The sequence below is a fragment of the Pseudoduganella sp. HUAS MS19 genome, from assembly GCF_053615455.1.
In genome coordinates this window covers 1698935-1715659 of sequence record NZ_CM132133.1, presented here as the reverse complement: position 1 = coordinate 1715659, position 16725 = coordinate 1698935, and the positions used below count along the sequence as shown (strand labels likewise).

The window sequence follows — 16725 nt, the reverse complement described above, 5'->3', positions numbered from 1 at the left end:
GGTTGTACGCTAGTCGTCGCAACTGCTTTCGCGCACGATCAGTTCGACTGGCATGGTTATCTGGGAGGGGTCTTCTTCGGGTTTCTGCAATAACAGTTCGATACCCGCCCGTCCCAGGTCTTCCTTGTCGACATGGATGGTGCTGAGCGGGGGAATGGCGGCGGCGGCGCTGCTGATATCGTCGAAGCCGACAATGGCGATGTCATGCGGGATCTTCATGCCCTCGTTCAGGCAATGCTTCATGGCGATCAGCGCCGTGCTGTCGTTGTAGCAGAACAGGGCGTCGGGCCGCTTCGGAAGACTGAGAAGGCTGCGCATGGCCTCCACCACGGCTTCGTCGCCCTCGCCCATGGTGGGCACGATGACTTCCAGGTCCGGGTCGGCAAACACCCTGGCATCGAACAGCGCCTGGCGGAAGCCACGGTTGCGCTGCTGGATACTGTAGTGGGCCAGGGAGCCGGACATCATTGCGATGCGTTTGCGGCCGCAGCGCAGCAGGTGCTGGGTGGCCAGGTAGCCGCCGCGCACATTGTCCGGATTGACCGAGGTGAAACCGCGGCGGTGCATGTCCACCAGCACGATAGGCTTGCCGGACTGCTGCAAGGCTGCCAGGACTTCGGGCTCGAAGAAGCCGGCGCACAGGATGGCGTCGGGCTGGTGCACGCGGATCAGGCCCTGTACCGGTTCGGCCGGCCCCACCGCGATGAAGGACAGCGCAATGCCTTCGCGGCGGCAGGCCGCTTCGGCGCCGTGCAGCACCGGGGAATAGAACTGGCTCGATGCCAGCGTATTGTGCTGGCTATGCAGCAGGAAGGCGATACGGCGGATGCGCCCTTTCTTGAGCTGCCCGAAGTCGTAGCCCATTTTCTCGGCGGCCTGGCGCACCTGGTTGCGGGTGACCTCAGTCATGCCGGCCTGGTTCTTCAGCGCGCGCGAGACAGTGCCGATCGACAGCCCGGTGGCTTCTGCGATGTCGCGCAAGGTAACCTGGCTCACGGCTGCACCCCCGGGCGAGAAATCAAGTGCATGAAGAGTCTCCAATGTTCAGTTTAATAAACGCTTCTTCCGAGCGTTTCCAGACGCATGGCTGCTGCCCTTTATTGCGTCTATACATAGGTAAGTTTTATATCAGCCGCATTTTGCAGGCGTCAACAAAAGCAGTAAAAACCAGCTTCTTTTAGCTTGTTTTAGTAAACACCAACCTCGCCTGCCAGGGAGCGCAAGCGCAGCGATTTGCGCAGCGTTGCCAGACTGGCCCTGGTTGCAACATGCAAGGTCACGCCTTCGCCTGGCAGCAGCGTCATTGCGTTATCGCTGATATCGGCGTCCACCTCGCCGAAATCGATCCATGTGGCGCGCGCGAATCTGGCCGCCCGCAACCCGAGCGAAAAACCGGCTCCATCGCGGCGCAGCTCCGCGCGCAAGCCCGGATCGGGCCAGCGCATATCCTTGGCGGCTTTGAAGTACACCACGCGGCGCGAGGCAGGTTCACCTTCCGCCAGCAAGTCGAATACGGCAACCGTCGAGGCCGGGTCGGCGTTGCCCAGCAACTCCTTGTCGGGGTAGCTGGCAAGCTTCGCCGCCGACAGCGGCGCAAGTTCGACCGGCTTACGCTCGTCGCGCAACAGCTTGCCGTCGAGGGTCATGAGCCGCATCCGCAACTCGGCGCGCACGGCGTGCGTGCGGTCGTTCAGCAGGCTGAGTGAAGTCCTGCCCTCGGCGTCCCGCAGGGCAGCCACGGCTACCGGCGCATAGAAGCGGCGTGCATGGAACTGCAATGCTTTCCAGCGCCCGAACCAGTCCATGCTCGACCACGATGCACCAGGCCACACATCGTTAAGCTGCCAATACAACGAGCCCATGGTGTAAGGCCGGCTGGACCGGTGGTGCAGCGCCGCCAGCTCGATGCCTTCCGCCTGCGCCACCTGCCCAAGATAAACGAAAGCGGCAAAGTCTTTCGGTTGGCCGAACTCGTCAGCCACATACTTCATCAGGCGCTCATTGCCCTTGCCTGCCATGAATTTCTGGTGGGCCTCAATGACGGGCGTGGCAATACCCTGCTCGGCGCGCCTGGCGAAAGCATCGATCGTTCGCTGCACCGGCCACGCCTGCAGGCCGTACTCGGACATGAAGCGTGGCGTGATCTCAAGGTATTTCGATGGCGGATGCGCCGGGTTGCCCCACACTTCCCAGTAATGCATGTCGCCGCTGGCAGGCGTATTGGCCGCTTCCGCCAGGTCGTCTCCGGGCGAACTGGCCCAGTAGGCGATTCCGCCTCCTTCTTCCGCAACGACCTTGCGCAAGTCGGTGCCGAAAAGCTGAACGTAGCCGTTCCAGACCTTGGCGGCGAAGCCCGGATCGGCCTTCATCATTGCCTTGCCCGGCCCCCAGTACTTCCATGCGATTTCTTCCTCGTTATTGCCACACCACAGGACAAGGCTCGGATGATTGCGCAGGCGACGCACATTGTCGCGCGCCTCTGCTATCACATTGGCGCGGAAGGCGTCATCGTAAGCCGGCTGCATGCCGCCGCCGAACATGAAGTCTTGCCACACAAGCAGGCCAAGTTCGTCGGCGAGGTCGAAAAAGTCGCCGCTTTCGTAATAGCCGCCGCCCCAGCTGCGCAGCAGGTTCATATTTGCGTCGCGGGCCGATTTCAGTACACGGCGCAACTGCGCTTTGCTCACACGCGGCTGGAACATGTCGAAAGGGATGGTATTTGCTCCCTTGGCGAATACGGCAATGCCGTTGACCTCAAACCGGAAGCTCCGGCCCTTCGCGTCCGGCTCGCGGCGCAAGGCGATACTGCGCAAGCCGGTACGGGCGCTGGCCCTGGCCATAAGCTCCTTGCCATCGGCGATCTCCAGCTCAAAGCGGTATAGCGGCTGCGCGCCATAGCCGTTTGGGAACCATCGTTGCGGGCGCTCGATGCGAACGGGAAGTTCGATGCGCTGAACCCCTGCGCCCAGTTCAATGCGCCGCAGCGCTGCCAGTGAACGCTTGCCGCCCGGCGCTGTCTGCCACAGGCGCAGCTCGAAAGCGCCGCCGCGTACCGCATCGACCGATACGACGGCAGCGAGGTCGGCGCGCGCAGCATCGACGTGATCCTGCCGCAGGTGCAGGTTGTCGATTCGCACCGCATCCCAGCTTTCCAGCACGACCTGTTTCCAGATGCCGGCGGTAACGTAGCGCGGTCCCCAATCCCAGCCATAGTGATAGCCCGGCTTGCGCGCGAAGTTGGCGGTCATTGCCTCGGGCGGTTCGTCGCCGTAGGGAGAGGGGTAGTTGCCGGCCAGCCTGTGCGGCATGGCCTGCACGGCAGGCAGCAGCCTGGTGATCGGCGAACGCAAGACGATGCGCAGTTCGTTGCCCTTCGCGCGCAGCCTGCCTTGCACCGGAATTCGCCATGTGCGGAAGGCATTGTCGGCGTCGAGCAGCTTGTCGCCATTCAGCCAGACCTCGGCGAAGGTATCAAGGCCTTCGAATACCAGGTCACTGCGTTCCGCCTGTCGCGGCGCGTCAAAGTGCGTACGGTATTCCCAGTCCGCGAGGCCGATCCATTGCAGGCCGGCTTCCGGCGCGCCGACGTAAGGGTCGGGAATCAGCTTGTTCGCATACAAGTCGGTATGCACGGTGCCGGGCACCTTCGCTGCGAGCCAGGACGACGCTTCCGGATGGTCGGCAAATTGCGCATTGCCCGGCAGGAGGCGGAACGTCCAGCCTTTGTCGATGGCGGTGGGCGTCGGCGTGCCCGCCGCTGTCGCTACTGCGGCGACCACCGTCAGGCACAGACCGAGGAGCAGCGCGAGCAAGGAGCGCCAGTACAGGTGTGTGCTCATGGCGCATCCGCCTTCCAGTGGCGCTCAATCCATTCCTGGTGCGTCGGCATCGCGGCGACTGCGTTTGCCAGCATCGCCCGCATGCTTTCGACCACGTCGGCCAGCTTTTCCTCTGGCATATCGTCGACGATCGGATGGTAGCTTTGCGGCATGATGCGCTGGCCCAGCATCACCTGCACCCAGCTAGGCAGCGCAAAGAAGTCCTCTCCATTGCGGAAATAGCGGCCATCGTAGCGGAACAATTCGATAGCCTCGCGCAGGCTGTCCGGGATGGACATCGTGCGGCAGTCATTCCAGAACAGCGAGTCGTTGCGTTCCGTGGCGTTGTAGTGCAGGATCAGGAAGTCCCGCACCCTCTCATACTCAAATGCTGACTCGCGGTTGAAGCGCTCGGCAAGCAGCGGGTTGAAGTCGCGCTTGGGGAAAAGGCCCAGCAAACGGGTAATACCCGATTGCGCCAGGTAGATGCTGGTCGACTCCAGGGGTTCAAGAAAGCCGCTGGCCAACCCCAGCGCCACCACGTTCTTGTTCCAGAATTTCTTGCGCATGCCGGTCGTGAAGCGCAGCGCACGCGGTTCGGCCAGTGCCTTGCCGTCCAGGTTCGCCAGCAAGGTCGCCGCGGCTTCGTCGTCGCCGATATGCCGGCTCGAGTATACATAGCCGTTGCCGGTCCGATGCTGCAGCGGAATACGCCACTGCCAGCCTGCAGGGCGCGCGCTGGAGCGTGTGTAAGGAGTAAGCGGTGCCACGCTTTCGCATGGCACCGCCATGGCGCGGTCGCACGGCAGCCAGTGCGTCCAGTCGACGTAGCCTGTTTTCAGCGTTTGCTCGATCAACAGTCCCCGAAAGCCCGAACAATCGATGAACAGCTCGCCGTCGACCACCGCGCCGCTTTCCAGCGTCACCGATTCGATAAAGCCATCGCCGGCACGCTGGTTCACGCCAACGATCCTGCCTTCAATGCGCCGCACCCCGCGCTGTTCGCCCAGCTCGCGCAGGAAGCGCGCGTACAGGGCGGCGTCGAAATGATAGGCGTAGGCGATGTCGGCCAACGGCGATCCTGGTTGTGCGTTACGGTCTCGCGGCGCAAACTTGCCCTGGGGTGCCATCACCGTCTGCGGCGAGTATTCGCCGATCGGTGCCGCACGTCCGGATTGATATAGCTTCAGCCAGAACTGGTGAAAAGGCAGCGGCCCGACAGAGCGGCCGATGGTGCCGAAGCCGTGGAAATAACTGTCGCCGACCCGGCTCCAGTCCCTGAACTCAATGCCGAGCTTAATCGTGCCCTGCGTGCGCTTCATGAACTCGGCCTCGTCGATGCCGAGCATCTGCCCGTTGAACAGCCTGATATGCGGAACGCTGGCTTCGCCCACGCCGACGATGCCAATTTCCTCGGATTCGACCAGGCGCACCGAAGCGCCCTTGCCAAGATAGGTGGCCAGGGCAGCTGCGGCCATCCAGCCCGCGCTCCCGCCACCCACGATTGTGATCTTGCTGATTCGGTTGTCCAGGTTCATTGCGGCACCCAAAACAGGAAAAAACCTCCCCAGCCGCAAGGCGTGGGGAGGAAGGAGGGAAGCATCAGAACTTGTAGTTCAGGCCAAAGTAGGCAACGCGGCCGGCAAAACCGTTGGCGTAGAAGCGGTCCTCGGTGTCGTTACCCAGGTGGGAGCGCGTTTCCTCCTTGGTCAGGTTCAGCACCGAGGCGGTCAGGCTCAGCTCCTTGGTGATGTTGTAGGCCACGTTCAGGTCAACCTGGTAATAAGGTTCGTCATACACGTTCAAGCCGTTGACCAGGCCATTCACCACTTCACCGCGACGGTTGTACGAAGCACGGGCCAGGAACTTGTCGGTTTCATAGAACACCGTCAGGTTCATCTGGTTCCTGGCGCTGCCGACCAGCGGGGATTCGCCAATCTTGGTGCCATCTGCCATCGTGATGTCGGCCTGGTTGGTCTTGTTGTACGTGTAGTTGAACTGGAAGCCAAGACCCATGTCCAGCGTATGCTGCGCGTACAGTTCAACGCCTTTCGACACGCCGTCACGGCCGCCGGCGCTGGTCGAATAACGCTGCACAGTCACGTTCTGGCCGCCCACGTTCATGGTCACGTCGCGCACCACGGGCACCGCGAAGTTGCTGACGTTCTTGCGGAACAAGTTGACGCCAAGCACGGAACCGCGGCGGAAGTACCACTCCAGGCCCAGGTCGGCCTGCCTGGCCTTGTACGGTTCGAGCTGCTTGTTGCTGCCGGCACCGAACCACCCCTGCTGGTCGCCGCCACCGATCAGGCGACGGTCGTTGACGTACTCCTGGCTGTAGTACTGCAGGCCGCCGGGGAAGGCGATGTCGTTATAGCTTGGACGCGAGATCACCTTGGATGCGGCCGCGCGCAGCAGCAGGTCCTTGGTCAGGTCATACGCCAGGTTGAAGCTGGGCAGCACGTCGTTATAGGTGCGATCGAGCGAGCTGACCACAAACGAGGAATCTCGTGCGATGCTGTCCGGCAGCCGGGTGAAGCCGCTGGTGCAGCCGGAACCGGCAGGCGCGCCCGCAGCCGGTAAGCCGCCAGCCTGGCAAGGTGCCGGGCTGCCGTTGGCACCGTTGAAGAAGTAGTCGTTGTAGCTTTCCACCTGGTCGGTCGAATCGGCGTGCTGCCTGGTACGCACGAAGCGCACGCCGACGTTGCCGCGCAGGCGTTCGGTCTTCACGTTGGCCTGCAGGTAGGCCGAGGAGATCTTCTCGTCGACGTGGTAGACGAAGTTGTCTTCGTTACGCGTCTGCATCTGGCCATAGTTCTGGTTCAGGAAGGAGATATAGGCAGGGTAGTTAATTGCAGGGAAGGCACTGGCATTGATGCCGCCTGCCAGGTTGCCAAGCGATCCGCCGTACAGGAACTGCGGCTGGAACTTGTTGGCAGTCGAGTCGCATCCCGCCTGGTAGCGATTGTCATAGTCGGTGGGATCGGTCCCCTGGCATACCCAGTAGTTGTTGCCCGTGGCGCGGTGGGTGCCGCCCTTGCGGTACTTGGCGCCGAACTGCAGCGAATCGAGCCAGGTGCTGTCGGTGCGCCAGGTCAGGTCGGCCTGGGCGTATTTCTGCCGGGTGCTGTTCCTGGTCCAGGAAGACGAAGTGGAACCGAGGTCGATCTCGCCAATTCCCTTCGCCAGGTTTGCCATCAGTTCCGGCGAGAACGCCATGGCCGGGGTACCAACCGTGTTCCAGGAGCTGGCGTAATTGCCGAGAGTCCAGCTGCCGTCTGCATTCTGGACGCGAGGCTTGATCGGCATCGTCATCTGCATTTGCGGCCCGCCGCTGGCCCAGGTACGTCCGAACTTGAAAATACCATCCAGCGACTTGCCCCGCCATTCGGCCTCGAAGTCGGCAGTCTGCGACAGCGACTTTTCGTGGTTGTAGCTGCCGGTGATCTGCGGCGTCGGAATGGTGCAATCGTCCGGGCCCCAGCCGCCTGGCTGCTGGCCGGCCGCAGCGGCTTGTGCTTCGCTGCAGTAGTAAGCCTTGCCGGCATGGACGCTGTACTGTGCGCCGGTGACCAGGGTTCCGCTGCGGTCAAAGACCAGGCCATCAAGCATGCGGCCGCCCGGCCAGTTGCCGTCGCCATTGTAGCGGGCCAGGCTCCACTCGGGGACCTTGAGGATATTGGTCTGCGAGTTCTGCGACAGGTTGAAGCGGAAGTAATTGGCCGTCAGGGTCAGGTTGCGCACCGGCTTGAACTGCACGGTCATCTGGCCGCCCTCGCGTTCCCGCTCTTCGCTCTTCACGTTCAGGTTGACCGAGGTGGGCATCATGAAGTTGGTGTAGTACTTGCCATTCTGGTCGTAGAAACCCGACTGCCCCCACCAATAGGAGCTCAGGTCCGAAGGCTTGCCATTGACATCGGTGGCCGGATGGGCGTCGTAATCGTCGCCATACCACTGCCAGTTCTCGGTGCTGGCGCCCATGGTCCGGGTGGTGCGCTTTTGCCGGGTCAGGCCGACCAGGATGCCGAAGCGCTTGTCTTCATCATGCCAGGCGTACTGGCCGGAGAACTGGCCGTCGGTCTTCTTGGTGGTATCGGCCCAGGTGCCCTCGGCGGATACGAAGCCGGAGCCGGACTTCACTTCCAGCGGACGGCGGGTGTGCAGGATTACGGTGCCGCCCACGCCGCCTTCATCGATGCGCGCTTCCGGGGTTTTGAACAGCTCTGCGCTGGACAGCATGTTCGACGGCAGCAGCGTGTAGTTGAACGAACGCGATGGATCGCCATTGGATTCGGCGGTGGCAATATAGTTGCCGTTCAACTGGGTCAGGGTCAGTTCCGACGAGAGGCCGCGCACGCTGACGTTCTTTCCCTCTCCGCCGCTGCGCGTCACCACCACGCCCGGCACGCGCTGCAGCGCATCTGCCACGTTCTTGTCCGGGAATTTGCCGATGTCCTCGGCGGTGATCACTTCGACGATCGAATTGGCATCGCGCTTCTGGTCGAGGCTCTTCTCGATCGCATAGCGGTAACCGGTGACGACCACGGTATTCGGGTCAGTGGACGCGGTTTGCGCCTGGGCGCTTGCAAGGGAAAGCAGTGCCACGCTCACCGCCATGGCGATGGGCGTGGCGCGGCAGCCGCGCTGCCGTGAAGCGAGATGGGTTCTGAACGTCATGCGTGTCTCCTGGTTATGCCCTGTTGCGGGCTCTATATCGCGGTAGCAAGCCTCGGATCATCGATTTACTAAACGATGCTGATGCCGTTCGCACATCGACGGGATCGCGTCCACTCAGGAGAATTCTTACAAAGGAGCCTATGGCACTTCAACAAACTTTCAAAGTTTCAATGAAGTTTAGTTTTGATTAGTAAACAAGAGTGCTGCGGAATTGCGACAGTGGCTTTCCGCCCTGGAGTGAGGCGTGCCGCTATTTGTTTAGTGTGGAAGTATTCCCGGAAAAGCGCAGGTAGCCCCAGCGGCCTGGGACGTGCATGTCGATCACTCCTTGCGGCGACCATACCCAGTTGTCTTCCTTCGGCTGGCCGGCAGTCCATTGCACGCGGCTGAAGTTGATGCGCCAGGTGGTGCCGTGCCGTGGATGCGGCACGGGCTGGCGCGAGGCGAATGCGGCCAGGGGATAGGCGATTTCAACCGTCCAGCCGCGGTCCTTGTCGTTCGCCTGGTTCAGGGTGCCCTGCACGCCGATGGCGGTCTTCAGGCCTTCGATGTCCCAACTGTTGTCCGGCTGGCCGTCTTCGTTGTACGGCTTGGGCAGGAACAGGTCCCAGCCGGTATTGAAGGCGTTGATCTCGAACTCGTAATAGCTTTTGGTATCAGGCAGGGGTTTGATGAAGACCTCGAAGTCGTTGTCCTTGAAGATGACGGAATCGCGCTGGGTCAGCGTGGCCTTCACCTCCGGTTCTTCGAGTTCGGCGGCAATGTAGAGGTACCGGTCGTCCCACAGCATTTTTACGCGCGTGCGCAATTTCGGCCGCGGCTTGCCGCCGCCTTCAATGTCGACGAAGTCGGAAGTCCACGGCGCTTTCTGCCACGCCGGGTCCTCCAGCTTTCCGTCGACATGGATCGGTCCCGCGGCCCGCAAGCATTCATACGCGAGCGGCGCAGAATCCCCTGCTGCGGCAGGGATTGCGCCAGCCAGCATCAACCCGCATGCAATTGCCAATACCTTCATAGAATGTCCTCCTGGTGCCGTCCAAAGTTATAGCAAGGAGACCAGGCCTGTTCAACAGGGCCGGCAAATTTCGGCCACACTTTAGTGAACTTTAGTAAACTGGCAGCGTCCATCCAGCATTTCAGGTGTTGCAGTGCCTATCATCCATCCGTCTTTGGCCGATATCGATATCCGCAGCTACGGCAAGCAGTGGACGGCGGACCGGCATGCGTTCGCCCAGCTTGTGCTTCCGCTAACTGGCGTGGTGGAGCTCGAAATCGAGGGCAAGGGGGACCGGTTGAATCCCTTGAAAGGCGCAGTCGTCGTAGCCGGCGCATGGCATTCGCAGCAAAGCGCTGTTGAAAACCGGTCGCTGATCGTCGACGTCGACCAGGCAGCGATAGTCCACCCGGCCTGGCAGCGCATTGCACAGCGTCCGTTTGCCGACATCAGTCCCGCTGCGCGCAAGTTGGTCGAGTTCATGCAGCTTTCAATCGCCGGGCGCGCCGCAGCGGGCTTGCTGCTCCAGGGCTGGGTTCCGCTGCTGCTTGATACGCTCACACTGGAGCCGCCACGTCTGCAATCGCGGCTGGCCGCCCTGCTGGCACATGCCGAAGCCCATCTTGCATTGCCCTGGACGACAGAGTCGATGGCGCAATTTGCGCGCATGAGCGTGAGCCGCCTGCATGCCTTGTTCCAGGACGAGCTGTGCACCAGCCCACGCGCATGGCTCCTTTCGAGGCGCCTCAATCGTGCCTGCGAGCTGCTGCGCCATACCAGGCAGCCGATTGCCGGTATTGCGCTGAACTGCGGTTTTGGCGACCAGAGTGCCCTCACGCGTGCCATGCGGGTCCAGCTCGACACCACGCCGGCGGCCTATCGTCGCCGGCAACAGGAGGCTGCGACAAAAATGCAGTAGGCCACGCCAAGATCTTTCGGCGCCCGGCGTCCACCATGTCCCTATTTGGGAGATGGACGTTGAGTATTTCACTTGGCATTATCGCCGGCATCGTCGCCGGCGCTTTCTGGGGATTGGTATTCCTGGCACCGGAGCTGACGCGCGGCTTTACGCCGATCCAGCTCTCGGCTGGACGCTACGTGGCCTACGGGCTGATTGCAGCGCTGCTGGTAACGCGCTCCTGGCACCGCCTGTTCCAAAGGCTGGGCTGGCGCGAATGGAGGGCCCTGGCCTGGCTCAGTCTTGCAGGCAATCTCATCTACTACTTTTTCCTGGCGAAAGCGGTGCAGACTGGCGGCATTGCCATGGCTTCGATCGTGATCGGACTGCTGCCGGTCGTGATCACCCTGGCCGGCAGCCGCGATGAAGGCGCCGTCCCATTACGCAAGCTGCTGCCCTCGATAGTCCTCAGCACCGCTGGCCTGTTTTGCATCAGCTGGCAGCACCTCCAGTCCGGTTCGCTGGCGGGCTTGCTGTATGCGAGCGGCGCCCTCGCCTCATGGACCGCCTACGCTGTCGGCAACAGCCGGTGGCTGGCCCGCCTCAAGTCCATCACACCGCACGAATGGAGCATGCTTACCGGCTTAGTCACCGGCGCGGAAGCCTTGCTGCTTGCAGTGCCGGCCCTGTCCCACGGGGCGCCGCAGCACAGCACAGCCGATTGGCTGTACTTCGCGGCGGTGGTCACCAGCGTCGCCCTCCTCTGCTCGATCATTGGCAACGGCTTCTGGAACTACGCCAGCCGTGCCCTGCCGCTGACGCTGACGGGCCAGATGATCGTATTCGAAACCCTGTTTGCCGCCCTCTACGGTTTTTTGTGGGAAGCGCGCTGGCCGACCATCGTGGAGGCTGTGGCAATGGCACTTCTGGTGAGTGGAGTTGCTTCCTGCGCCCTGGCGCATCGCCCCAAGAGTTCATATTGAAGGCATCAAGCCTTCACAATGGCAGAATAAAGTGGCGTCTCCGTTCCAACAGGAGAAGACCATGGCAATTCCCAGGCAACTGGTATGCGCCGCCCTGGGCGCCGCGACGATACTGCTCATTCCTTTCATTGCAATGCAGTTCACCGACGAGGTGCGGTGGGAGCCGCTCGATTTCATTGCTGCAGGAACGCTGCTTGCCGGTGTCGGGGGCACTTACGTGCTTCTGGCAAGCCGCATGAACAGCGCGCTGCAAAAAGCCGTGCTGGCCATCGTACTTGGCATCGGCCTGCTGGCGGTGTGGATGGAGCTTGCGGTCGGTGTATTCGGCACACCGCTCGCTGGAAGCTGATGATAAGATCTGGAGAATCGTCCACGACAAAACAACTGGCATGACTAGTGTCCGGCAAAACCTCTTCATGATCCTTGCGACGATGATCATGTTCGGCGCCGCCCTGCTGATTAACGAACTCCTGTTCAAGCAGCTGGAATTCGCTGAAGGAGTCAACTGGATCTACCTGCCCGCCGGCGTGCGCCTGCTGGCTACCCTGCTGTTTGCTGAGGCGGGGGCGATCGGCCTGCTGGCGGTTTCCTGGCTTTACTGTTTTCTCGTCCTGTTTCCGCACGAGCCGGTGCGTGCTTTCGCCGGCGGTATCCTGGCCAGTGCCGCGCCTTACCTGGTCTACCTGGGCGCCAGGCGCTGGCTCGACTTGCAAGGTTCGCTGGCCAACCTGGCCGCCTGGCAGGTGATGGTCTGTGCCGTCGCTTATTCCCTGGCCAGTCCTTTGCTGCACCATATCTGGTTCGCCCTCTATGAAGGACGCGACGAATTGCTGGACAGCTTCGTCGTCATGGCGCTGGGTGACCTGGCAGGCACGGTGCTCCTGCTGTTCTTCACGAAATGGGTGATGCGCCTGTCCGCGCCCAGGCACTAAAACAGCGCCTGCTGCGCCGTGGTCAGCGCGGCGAAGCTGTCGTGCAACGGCAGCAGGATGGCGTCGGCAATCGGCTGCAACTGCTTGTCGAGATAATGCTGGTAGTCGATCGGTGAGCGCTGCACCTCCAGCGGTTCCGGACCGCCGGTCGTGATCACGTAACTGATGCGACCACCGTTCTGGTAGCGCAATGGCCGGCCTTGCGCCTTGTTGAATTCATCGGCCAGCCGCGCGGCGCGCACCTGCGGCGGTACATTCACCTGGTATTCGTCCAGGCGGTGGCGCAGGCGCTTGCGGTAGACCAGCAGTTCGTCATTGGCGCCGGACAGCGTGCTGCGCGCGTATTCCCGTACAAATTCCTGGTAAGGCTCATTGCGGAAAATGCGCGCAAACAGGCCCTGCTGGAACTGCTGCGCCAACGGGGTCCAGTCGCTGCGCGCCACTTCCAGGCCACGGTAGATGATGTCGCCGTCGCTGGTCAGGCCCGCATAGCGCTTCTTGCTGCCCATGTCGGTACCGCGGATGGTCGGCATGAAGAACTTGCGGTAGTACGTATCGAACTCGATCTCGAGATAGCTCTCCAGCTTGTACTTCTGCCACAGGCGATCTTTCCACCACTTGTTGATCCGGGCGACCAGTCCGCGTGCAATGGCCAGCGCTTCTTCCGTTTCATGCGGGCGCTTGAGCCAGATGAAGATCGAGTCGGTATCGCCATAGATCGCTTCATAGCCTTCCTTTTCCACCAGCTCGCGTGTGAGCTTGAGCAGTTCATGGCCGCGCAGCGTTACCGAGGAGATAAGCTGCGGATGATAGAAGCGGCAGTCGGTGGAGCCGAGTACGCCAACGAAGGAGTTCATCAGCAGCTTGAGTGCGGTCGACAAGGCATCGTTCTTTTCGCGCTTGGCGGCGTCGCGGCCCTCCCAGAGCTGGGTAGTGATGGCTGGCAGGCAGTGGCGCGTGCGGGAGAACTGGGCGCCGCGCATTCCGGGCACGGGGTCGCCGCCGGTTTGCGCCTCCGCCTCGCCCTCGACCATGCCGACCGGGTCGACCAGGAAGGAACGGATGATTGAGGGGTACAGGCTCTTGAAGTCCAGCACCACCACCGAATCGTACAAACCAGGGCGCGAATCCATCACGAAACCGCCGGGCGATGCGACTGCCGGGACCTCGCCGACGTTCGGCGCCACATAGCCTTCCCGGTGCATGCGCGGCAGGTACTGGTGGCTGAAGGCCGCGATCGAGCCCCCCAAATGGTCAGGCACCAGCCCTGTCACGTGGGAGCGCTCCAGGATAAAGTCCATCACGCGCGTTTTCTCGAAAATGCGCGTGACAAGCTCGCAGTCTTTCAGGTTGTAGATGGCCAGGGCCGGCTTGTCTTCGCGGAAGCGGCGCTCGATCTCGGCCATCTTGTCGTAGTCGCTGCCGATGTCCTTGCCCTCCCCCAGCAAGGCTTGCGACACGCTTTCCAGGCTGAAGGACGGGAAGGTCCACGAAGCGGCTCGCAGGGCTTCGATGCCGTCGATGGCGACACGACCCGGGATGGTGGCGAACACATAGCCGTCGCGCGCCTGGTGGGTGCGCCATTCGACGGGACGGGCTTCGCGGCCAAGCAGCAGCGGCACCTTGTATTTTTCCGCGTTCTTTTGCAAGGTTTGCAGGTCGAACTGCACCACGCTCCAGCCGATGATGGCGTCCGGGTCATGCACGCGGAACCATTCGTTAAGCTTCTCGATCACCCGGCGCGGCGTCGGGCAGTATTCAAGGTCAAAATCCACGTCCGGCGCCACGGCAGGCTGCTCGCCCAGCATGTAGACCTGGCGCCGGCCGCAGCCTTCCAACGCGATCGAGTACAGGTCGCCGAAAGCACTGGTTTCGATATCCAGCGACACCATGCGCAGGCGCGGACGGTAGCCTGGCGCCGGCCGCAGCTTGCCTCCTTCGAACTCGACGCCTGCGGTGATGAAGCGCTCCATCAGGTAGCGTTCCGGCGGCTTGACGTCGGCCTCGTAAAGTCGGATGCCGCGCTCGCCCAGTTTGCGCTCCAGCGCCAGCAACTGCTTGTAATGGCTGGCGTAGATGCCCACCACCGGCTCGCGCTGGAAAGTCCTGAGTGCCACCTCGCGCACGTCGATGCCCGGCATGTCGGCCACCAGGGTGGCAATCGTATCGCGCAGCGAAGCCTCGGCGAAAGCCACCGAAGCTTGGGATGTCAGCAGGATTTTGCGGGGGCCGTCGTCGGTCGCGAGCCAGAACTCGATTTCCGTGCCATCGCGGGCATCGCGCCAGGCGCGGGTAAGAATAAAACCAGGCATGGCACGATTATACTGTATGCATACACAGCTAATTTGCAACGTTAAAATAACATTGCTAGAATAGTATGTTGCCTTGTATCAAGATCAGGCAACCTAACCAGAAATAGGACTACTTAAGATGATCAAGCAAATCACCGCTGCCGCCCTGCTGGCAGTTACCTCCTTCGCTGCTTCCGCAGCTGAACCACAATTCTACGTCGGCGGCGACGTAGGCTCGACCAAGGTCGACGATCTGGACGGCCGCAAGACCTCCGTTGGCGTCTTCGGCGGCTACAAGTTCGACGAGAACTTCTCCGTTGAAGCCGGCTTCCGCCGCGGCGGCAAGTGGGACGACCTGAAGGTCAACCAACTGGCCCTGTCCGTAATCGGCTCCGTGCCTGTGGCTGACCAGGTTGCCGTGTACGGCCGCCTGGGCTACAACCGCGTCGAATGGAAATACGACGGCGACAAAGAGCACGACAACAAAGCCATGTACGGCATTGGCGTGAGCTACCAGTTCGCCAAAGAAATTTCCGGCCGTGTTGAATGGCAGCGTCCTACCAGCGACGCACAGAACATCAGCGTAGGCGTGGCTTTCCACTTCTAAGCTCTTGCTTCGCATAGGAAGCCGCCGGACCAGGTCCGGCGGCTTTTTTTATTTGGGCAGCAGCGAAGCCAGGGCAGCCTCCAGCACTTCGTCGCGGCCGGCACGCACGCCGTCCACCGTTTGCCTGACCAGGTGCTGCGGCTGCACGCCTACGCCGACGAAGGCACGGCCATCCGGATAGGTATCCTGCCTGGTGCAGATGCGGGCGCTGCCACCGCCCGGCAACCTGATGAACAAGGGCTGGCCGGTACTGCCGCCAGTGGCCTCGCCCACCAGGGAGCCACGCTGCATGACATCAAAAGCCACGGCAAAATCTTCCGCCGCCGAGAAAGTGGCTGCACCGGTCAGCACCAGCACCGGCTTTTTGTACCGGCGCTGCGGGTCGGGCTGCACCGCATCCGGCGCCTCGGCATACATCGGCTGTGCCTTGTCCCAGGCTCGCCATGCCGGCTTATAGTCGCGGGTGGCCCAGCGGCTGGTCAGGAAAGCCTTGTCGTCCAGGGTGGACAGGATCTTGTAGCCCACTTCCGAATTGCCGCCGCCATTGCGCCGCACATCGATCACCAGGGCAGAAGACTTGGCGATTTCGTCGAAGGCAGCCATCCAGGCATCCGCCGCACTATTGTCATCGAAGCTGTTTAGCGAGACGTAGGCCACGTCGCCCGGCAGCATGCTAAATTCAAACGAAGGCGAGCCAGCCGTGGCAGCCTTGCGGGCTTCCGATCCCACGCGCGCAACCTGCTGCTCGAACTGCCTGCCGGCAGCGTCGCGGAAAGTCACGCGCGCTACCGAACCGGCTGCACCGCGCAGGAACTGGGTGCCGAACGTGCGCAATGCCTCATCCTGCGGTGTGGAGGCGCTCACATACGGTGCAATCTCGCGTGCGGCGTAAGTCTTCACTTCGGCGCCATCCACGGCGACGACTTCCAGGCCGGGCATGATGCCTTTAGCGCGCAGGCCCGGGTCCAGTACCTCGGTCACGATAACGCGGCCTTCGATCGGACGGGTCAGCAGCAGCGGCAAACCGCCCATGCGGTCGGACAGCTCGCCTGGCGGCATCACGTTGGTATGGCCGTCCTTCAGCTTCGCCACCAGTTCCATCAGCACCCGGTAATACTCCTCGGTGCTGCGGGTCGCGCGCACGCGCGGCATGGTTTCCAGGTACAGCTTGTCCCAATCCAGCTTGTCCAGGGTGGCGACGTCAACGAAGTTATATTTCACTTCCGACCATAGCTTTGACAGGCCGGCGATCTTCTCGTCGTCGCTGATGTTTTCCTTATAAGTTCCGGCCAGTGCAGCGGTCTCCCACTGCATCGCCTGCTGCTGCGCCATCGCGCCGGTGGCCGCCAGGGCCAGGACCAGCGCCGCCACATGGCTTTTTGCCATTTTGTCTCCTGAGTAAGCTGAATGGCCGACATTCTAGAGGCGCGGCGGGGTAGACGCTACCCTGTTACAAGCCTGATACTTTTCGGGCATGGGGCGGCTGTTAGAATCCATCCTCGAAGTTCTTCTTTTCCCTTTCGAG

Annotated in this window: 12 protein-coding genes; 5 read left to right on the top strand and 7 right to left on the bottom strand. The window is 61.9% G+C overall.

All coding sequences use genetic code 11. The features are described 5' to 3' along the window. Positions 1 to 9: 9 nt before the first annotated feature. The 5 genes from ACWBU6_RS07960 to ACWBU6_RS07940 all read right to left on the bottom strand — a co-directional run bounded on the left by ACWBU6_RS07960 (position 10) and on the right by ACWBU6_RS07940 (position 9510). Positions 10 to 996 (bottom strand): LacI family DNA-binding transcriptional regulator, encoded by a 987-nt coding sequence (locus tag ACWBU6_RS07960; protein WP_452648279.1) that lies wholly within the window; start codon positions 994 to 996, stop codon positions 10 to 12. Between the two features lie 191 nt (positions 997 to 1187). Beyond that, entirely contained in the window at positions 1188 to 3839 is a 2652-nt protein-coding gene (locus ACWBU6_RS07955; protein ID WP_452648278.1) for a beta-mannosidase, read from the bottom strand. Further along, the gene (locus ACWBU6_RS07950; protein ID WP_452648277.1) at positions 3836 to 5356 is read right to left on the bottom strand and encodes a tryptophan halogenase family protein; all 1521 of its coding nucleotides are present in this window, start codon (positions 5354 to 5356) and stop codon (positions 3836 to 3838) included. Before ACWBU6_RS07950 ends, ACWBU6_RS07955 begins: the two co-directional genes overlap by 4 nt. Positions 5357 to 5420: 64 nt before the next feature. Continuing rightward, positions 5421 to 8495, bottom strand: coding sequence for a TonB-dependent receptor (locus ACWBU6_RS07945; protein WP_452648276.1), 3075 nt, complete (start codon positions 8493 to 8495; stop codon positions 5421 to 5423). Between the two features lie 250 nt (positions 8496 to 8745). Beyond that, positions 8746 to 9510, bottom strand: coding sequence for a carbohydrate-binding family 9-like protein (locus ACWBU6_RS07940; protein ID WP_452648275.1), 765 nt, complete (start codon positions 9508 to 9510; stop codon positions 8746 to 8748). A gap of 133 nt (positions 9511 to 9643) precedes the next feature. Here ACWBU6_RS07940 and ACWBU6_RS07935 point away from each other — a divergent pair, with 133 nt between their 5' ends. From ACWBU6_RS07935 to ACWBU6_RS07920, 4 genes are all read left to right on the top strand, one after another. Further along, on the top strand, positions 9644 to 10408 hold the full coding sequence (locus ACWBU6_RS07935; RefSeq protein WP_452648274.1) for an AraC family transcriptional regulator: 765 nt from the start codon (positions 9644 to 9646) through the stop codon (positions 10406 to 10408). A 35-nt stretch (positions 10409 to 10443) separates the two neighbouring features. Further along, the gene (locus ACWBU6_RS07930; RefSeq protein WP_452648273.1) at positions 10444 to 11370 is read left to right on the top strand and encodes a DMT family transporter; all 927 of its coding nucleotides are present in this window, start codon (positions 10444 to 10446) and stop codon (positions 11368 to 11370) included. Positions 11371 to 11431: 61 nt separating this feature from the next. Next, positions 11432 to 11719: a hypothetical protein gene (locus ACWBU6_RS07925; RefSeq protein ID WP_452648272.1), complete on the top strand. Its 288-nt coding sequence runs from the start codon at positions 11432 to 11434 to the stop codon at positions 11717 to 11719. 67 nt (positions 11720 to 11786) lie between these two features. After that, positions 11787 to 12302: a hypothetical protein gene (locus tag ACWBU6_RS07920; RefSeq protein ID WP_452648271.1), complete on the top strand. Its 516-nt coding sequence runs from the start codon at positions 11787 to 11789 to the stop codon at positions 12300 to 12302. On the opposite strand, the gene ACWBU6_RS07915 is transcribed toward ACWBU6_RS07920, so the two are convergent. Then, a complete protein-coding gene (locus ACWBU6_RS07915) occupies positions 12299 to 14614 on the bottom strand; it encodes a DNA polymerase II (protein ID WP_452648270.1) in 2316 nt (771 codons plus the stop codon). The two genes, ACWBU6_RS07920 and ACWBU6_RS07915, sit on opposite strands and share 4 nt — an antisense overlap. Before the next feature lie 118 nt (positions 14615 to 14732). Here ACWBU6_RS07915 and ACWBU6_RS07910 point away from each other — a divergent pair, with 118 nt between their 5' ends. Then, entirely contained in the window at positions 14733 to 15200 is a 468-nt protein-coding gene (locus ACWBU6_RS07910; RefSeq protein ID WP_452648269.1) for a porin family protein, read from the top strand. 48 nt (positions 15201 to 15248) lie between these two features. Here ACWBU6_RS07910 and ACWBU6_RS07905 read toward each other — a convergent pair whose 3' ends face one another. After that, positions 15249 to 16586, bottom strand: a complete 1338-nt coding sequence (locus ACWBU6_RS07905) for a S41 family peptidase (protein ID WP_452648268.1) — start codon at positions 16584 to 16586, stop codon at positions 15249 to 15251. Between the last annotated feature and the right edge of the window lie 139 nt (positions 16587 to 16725).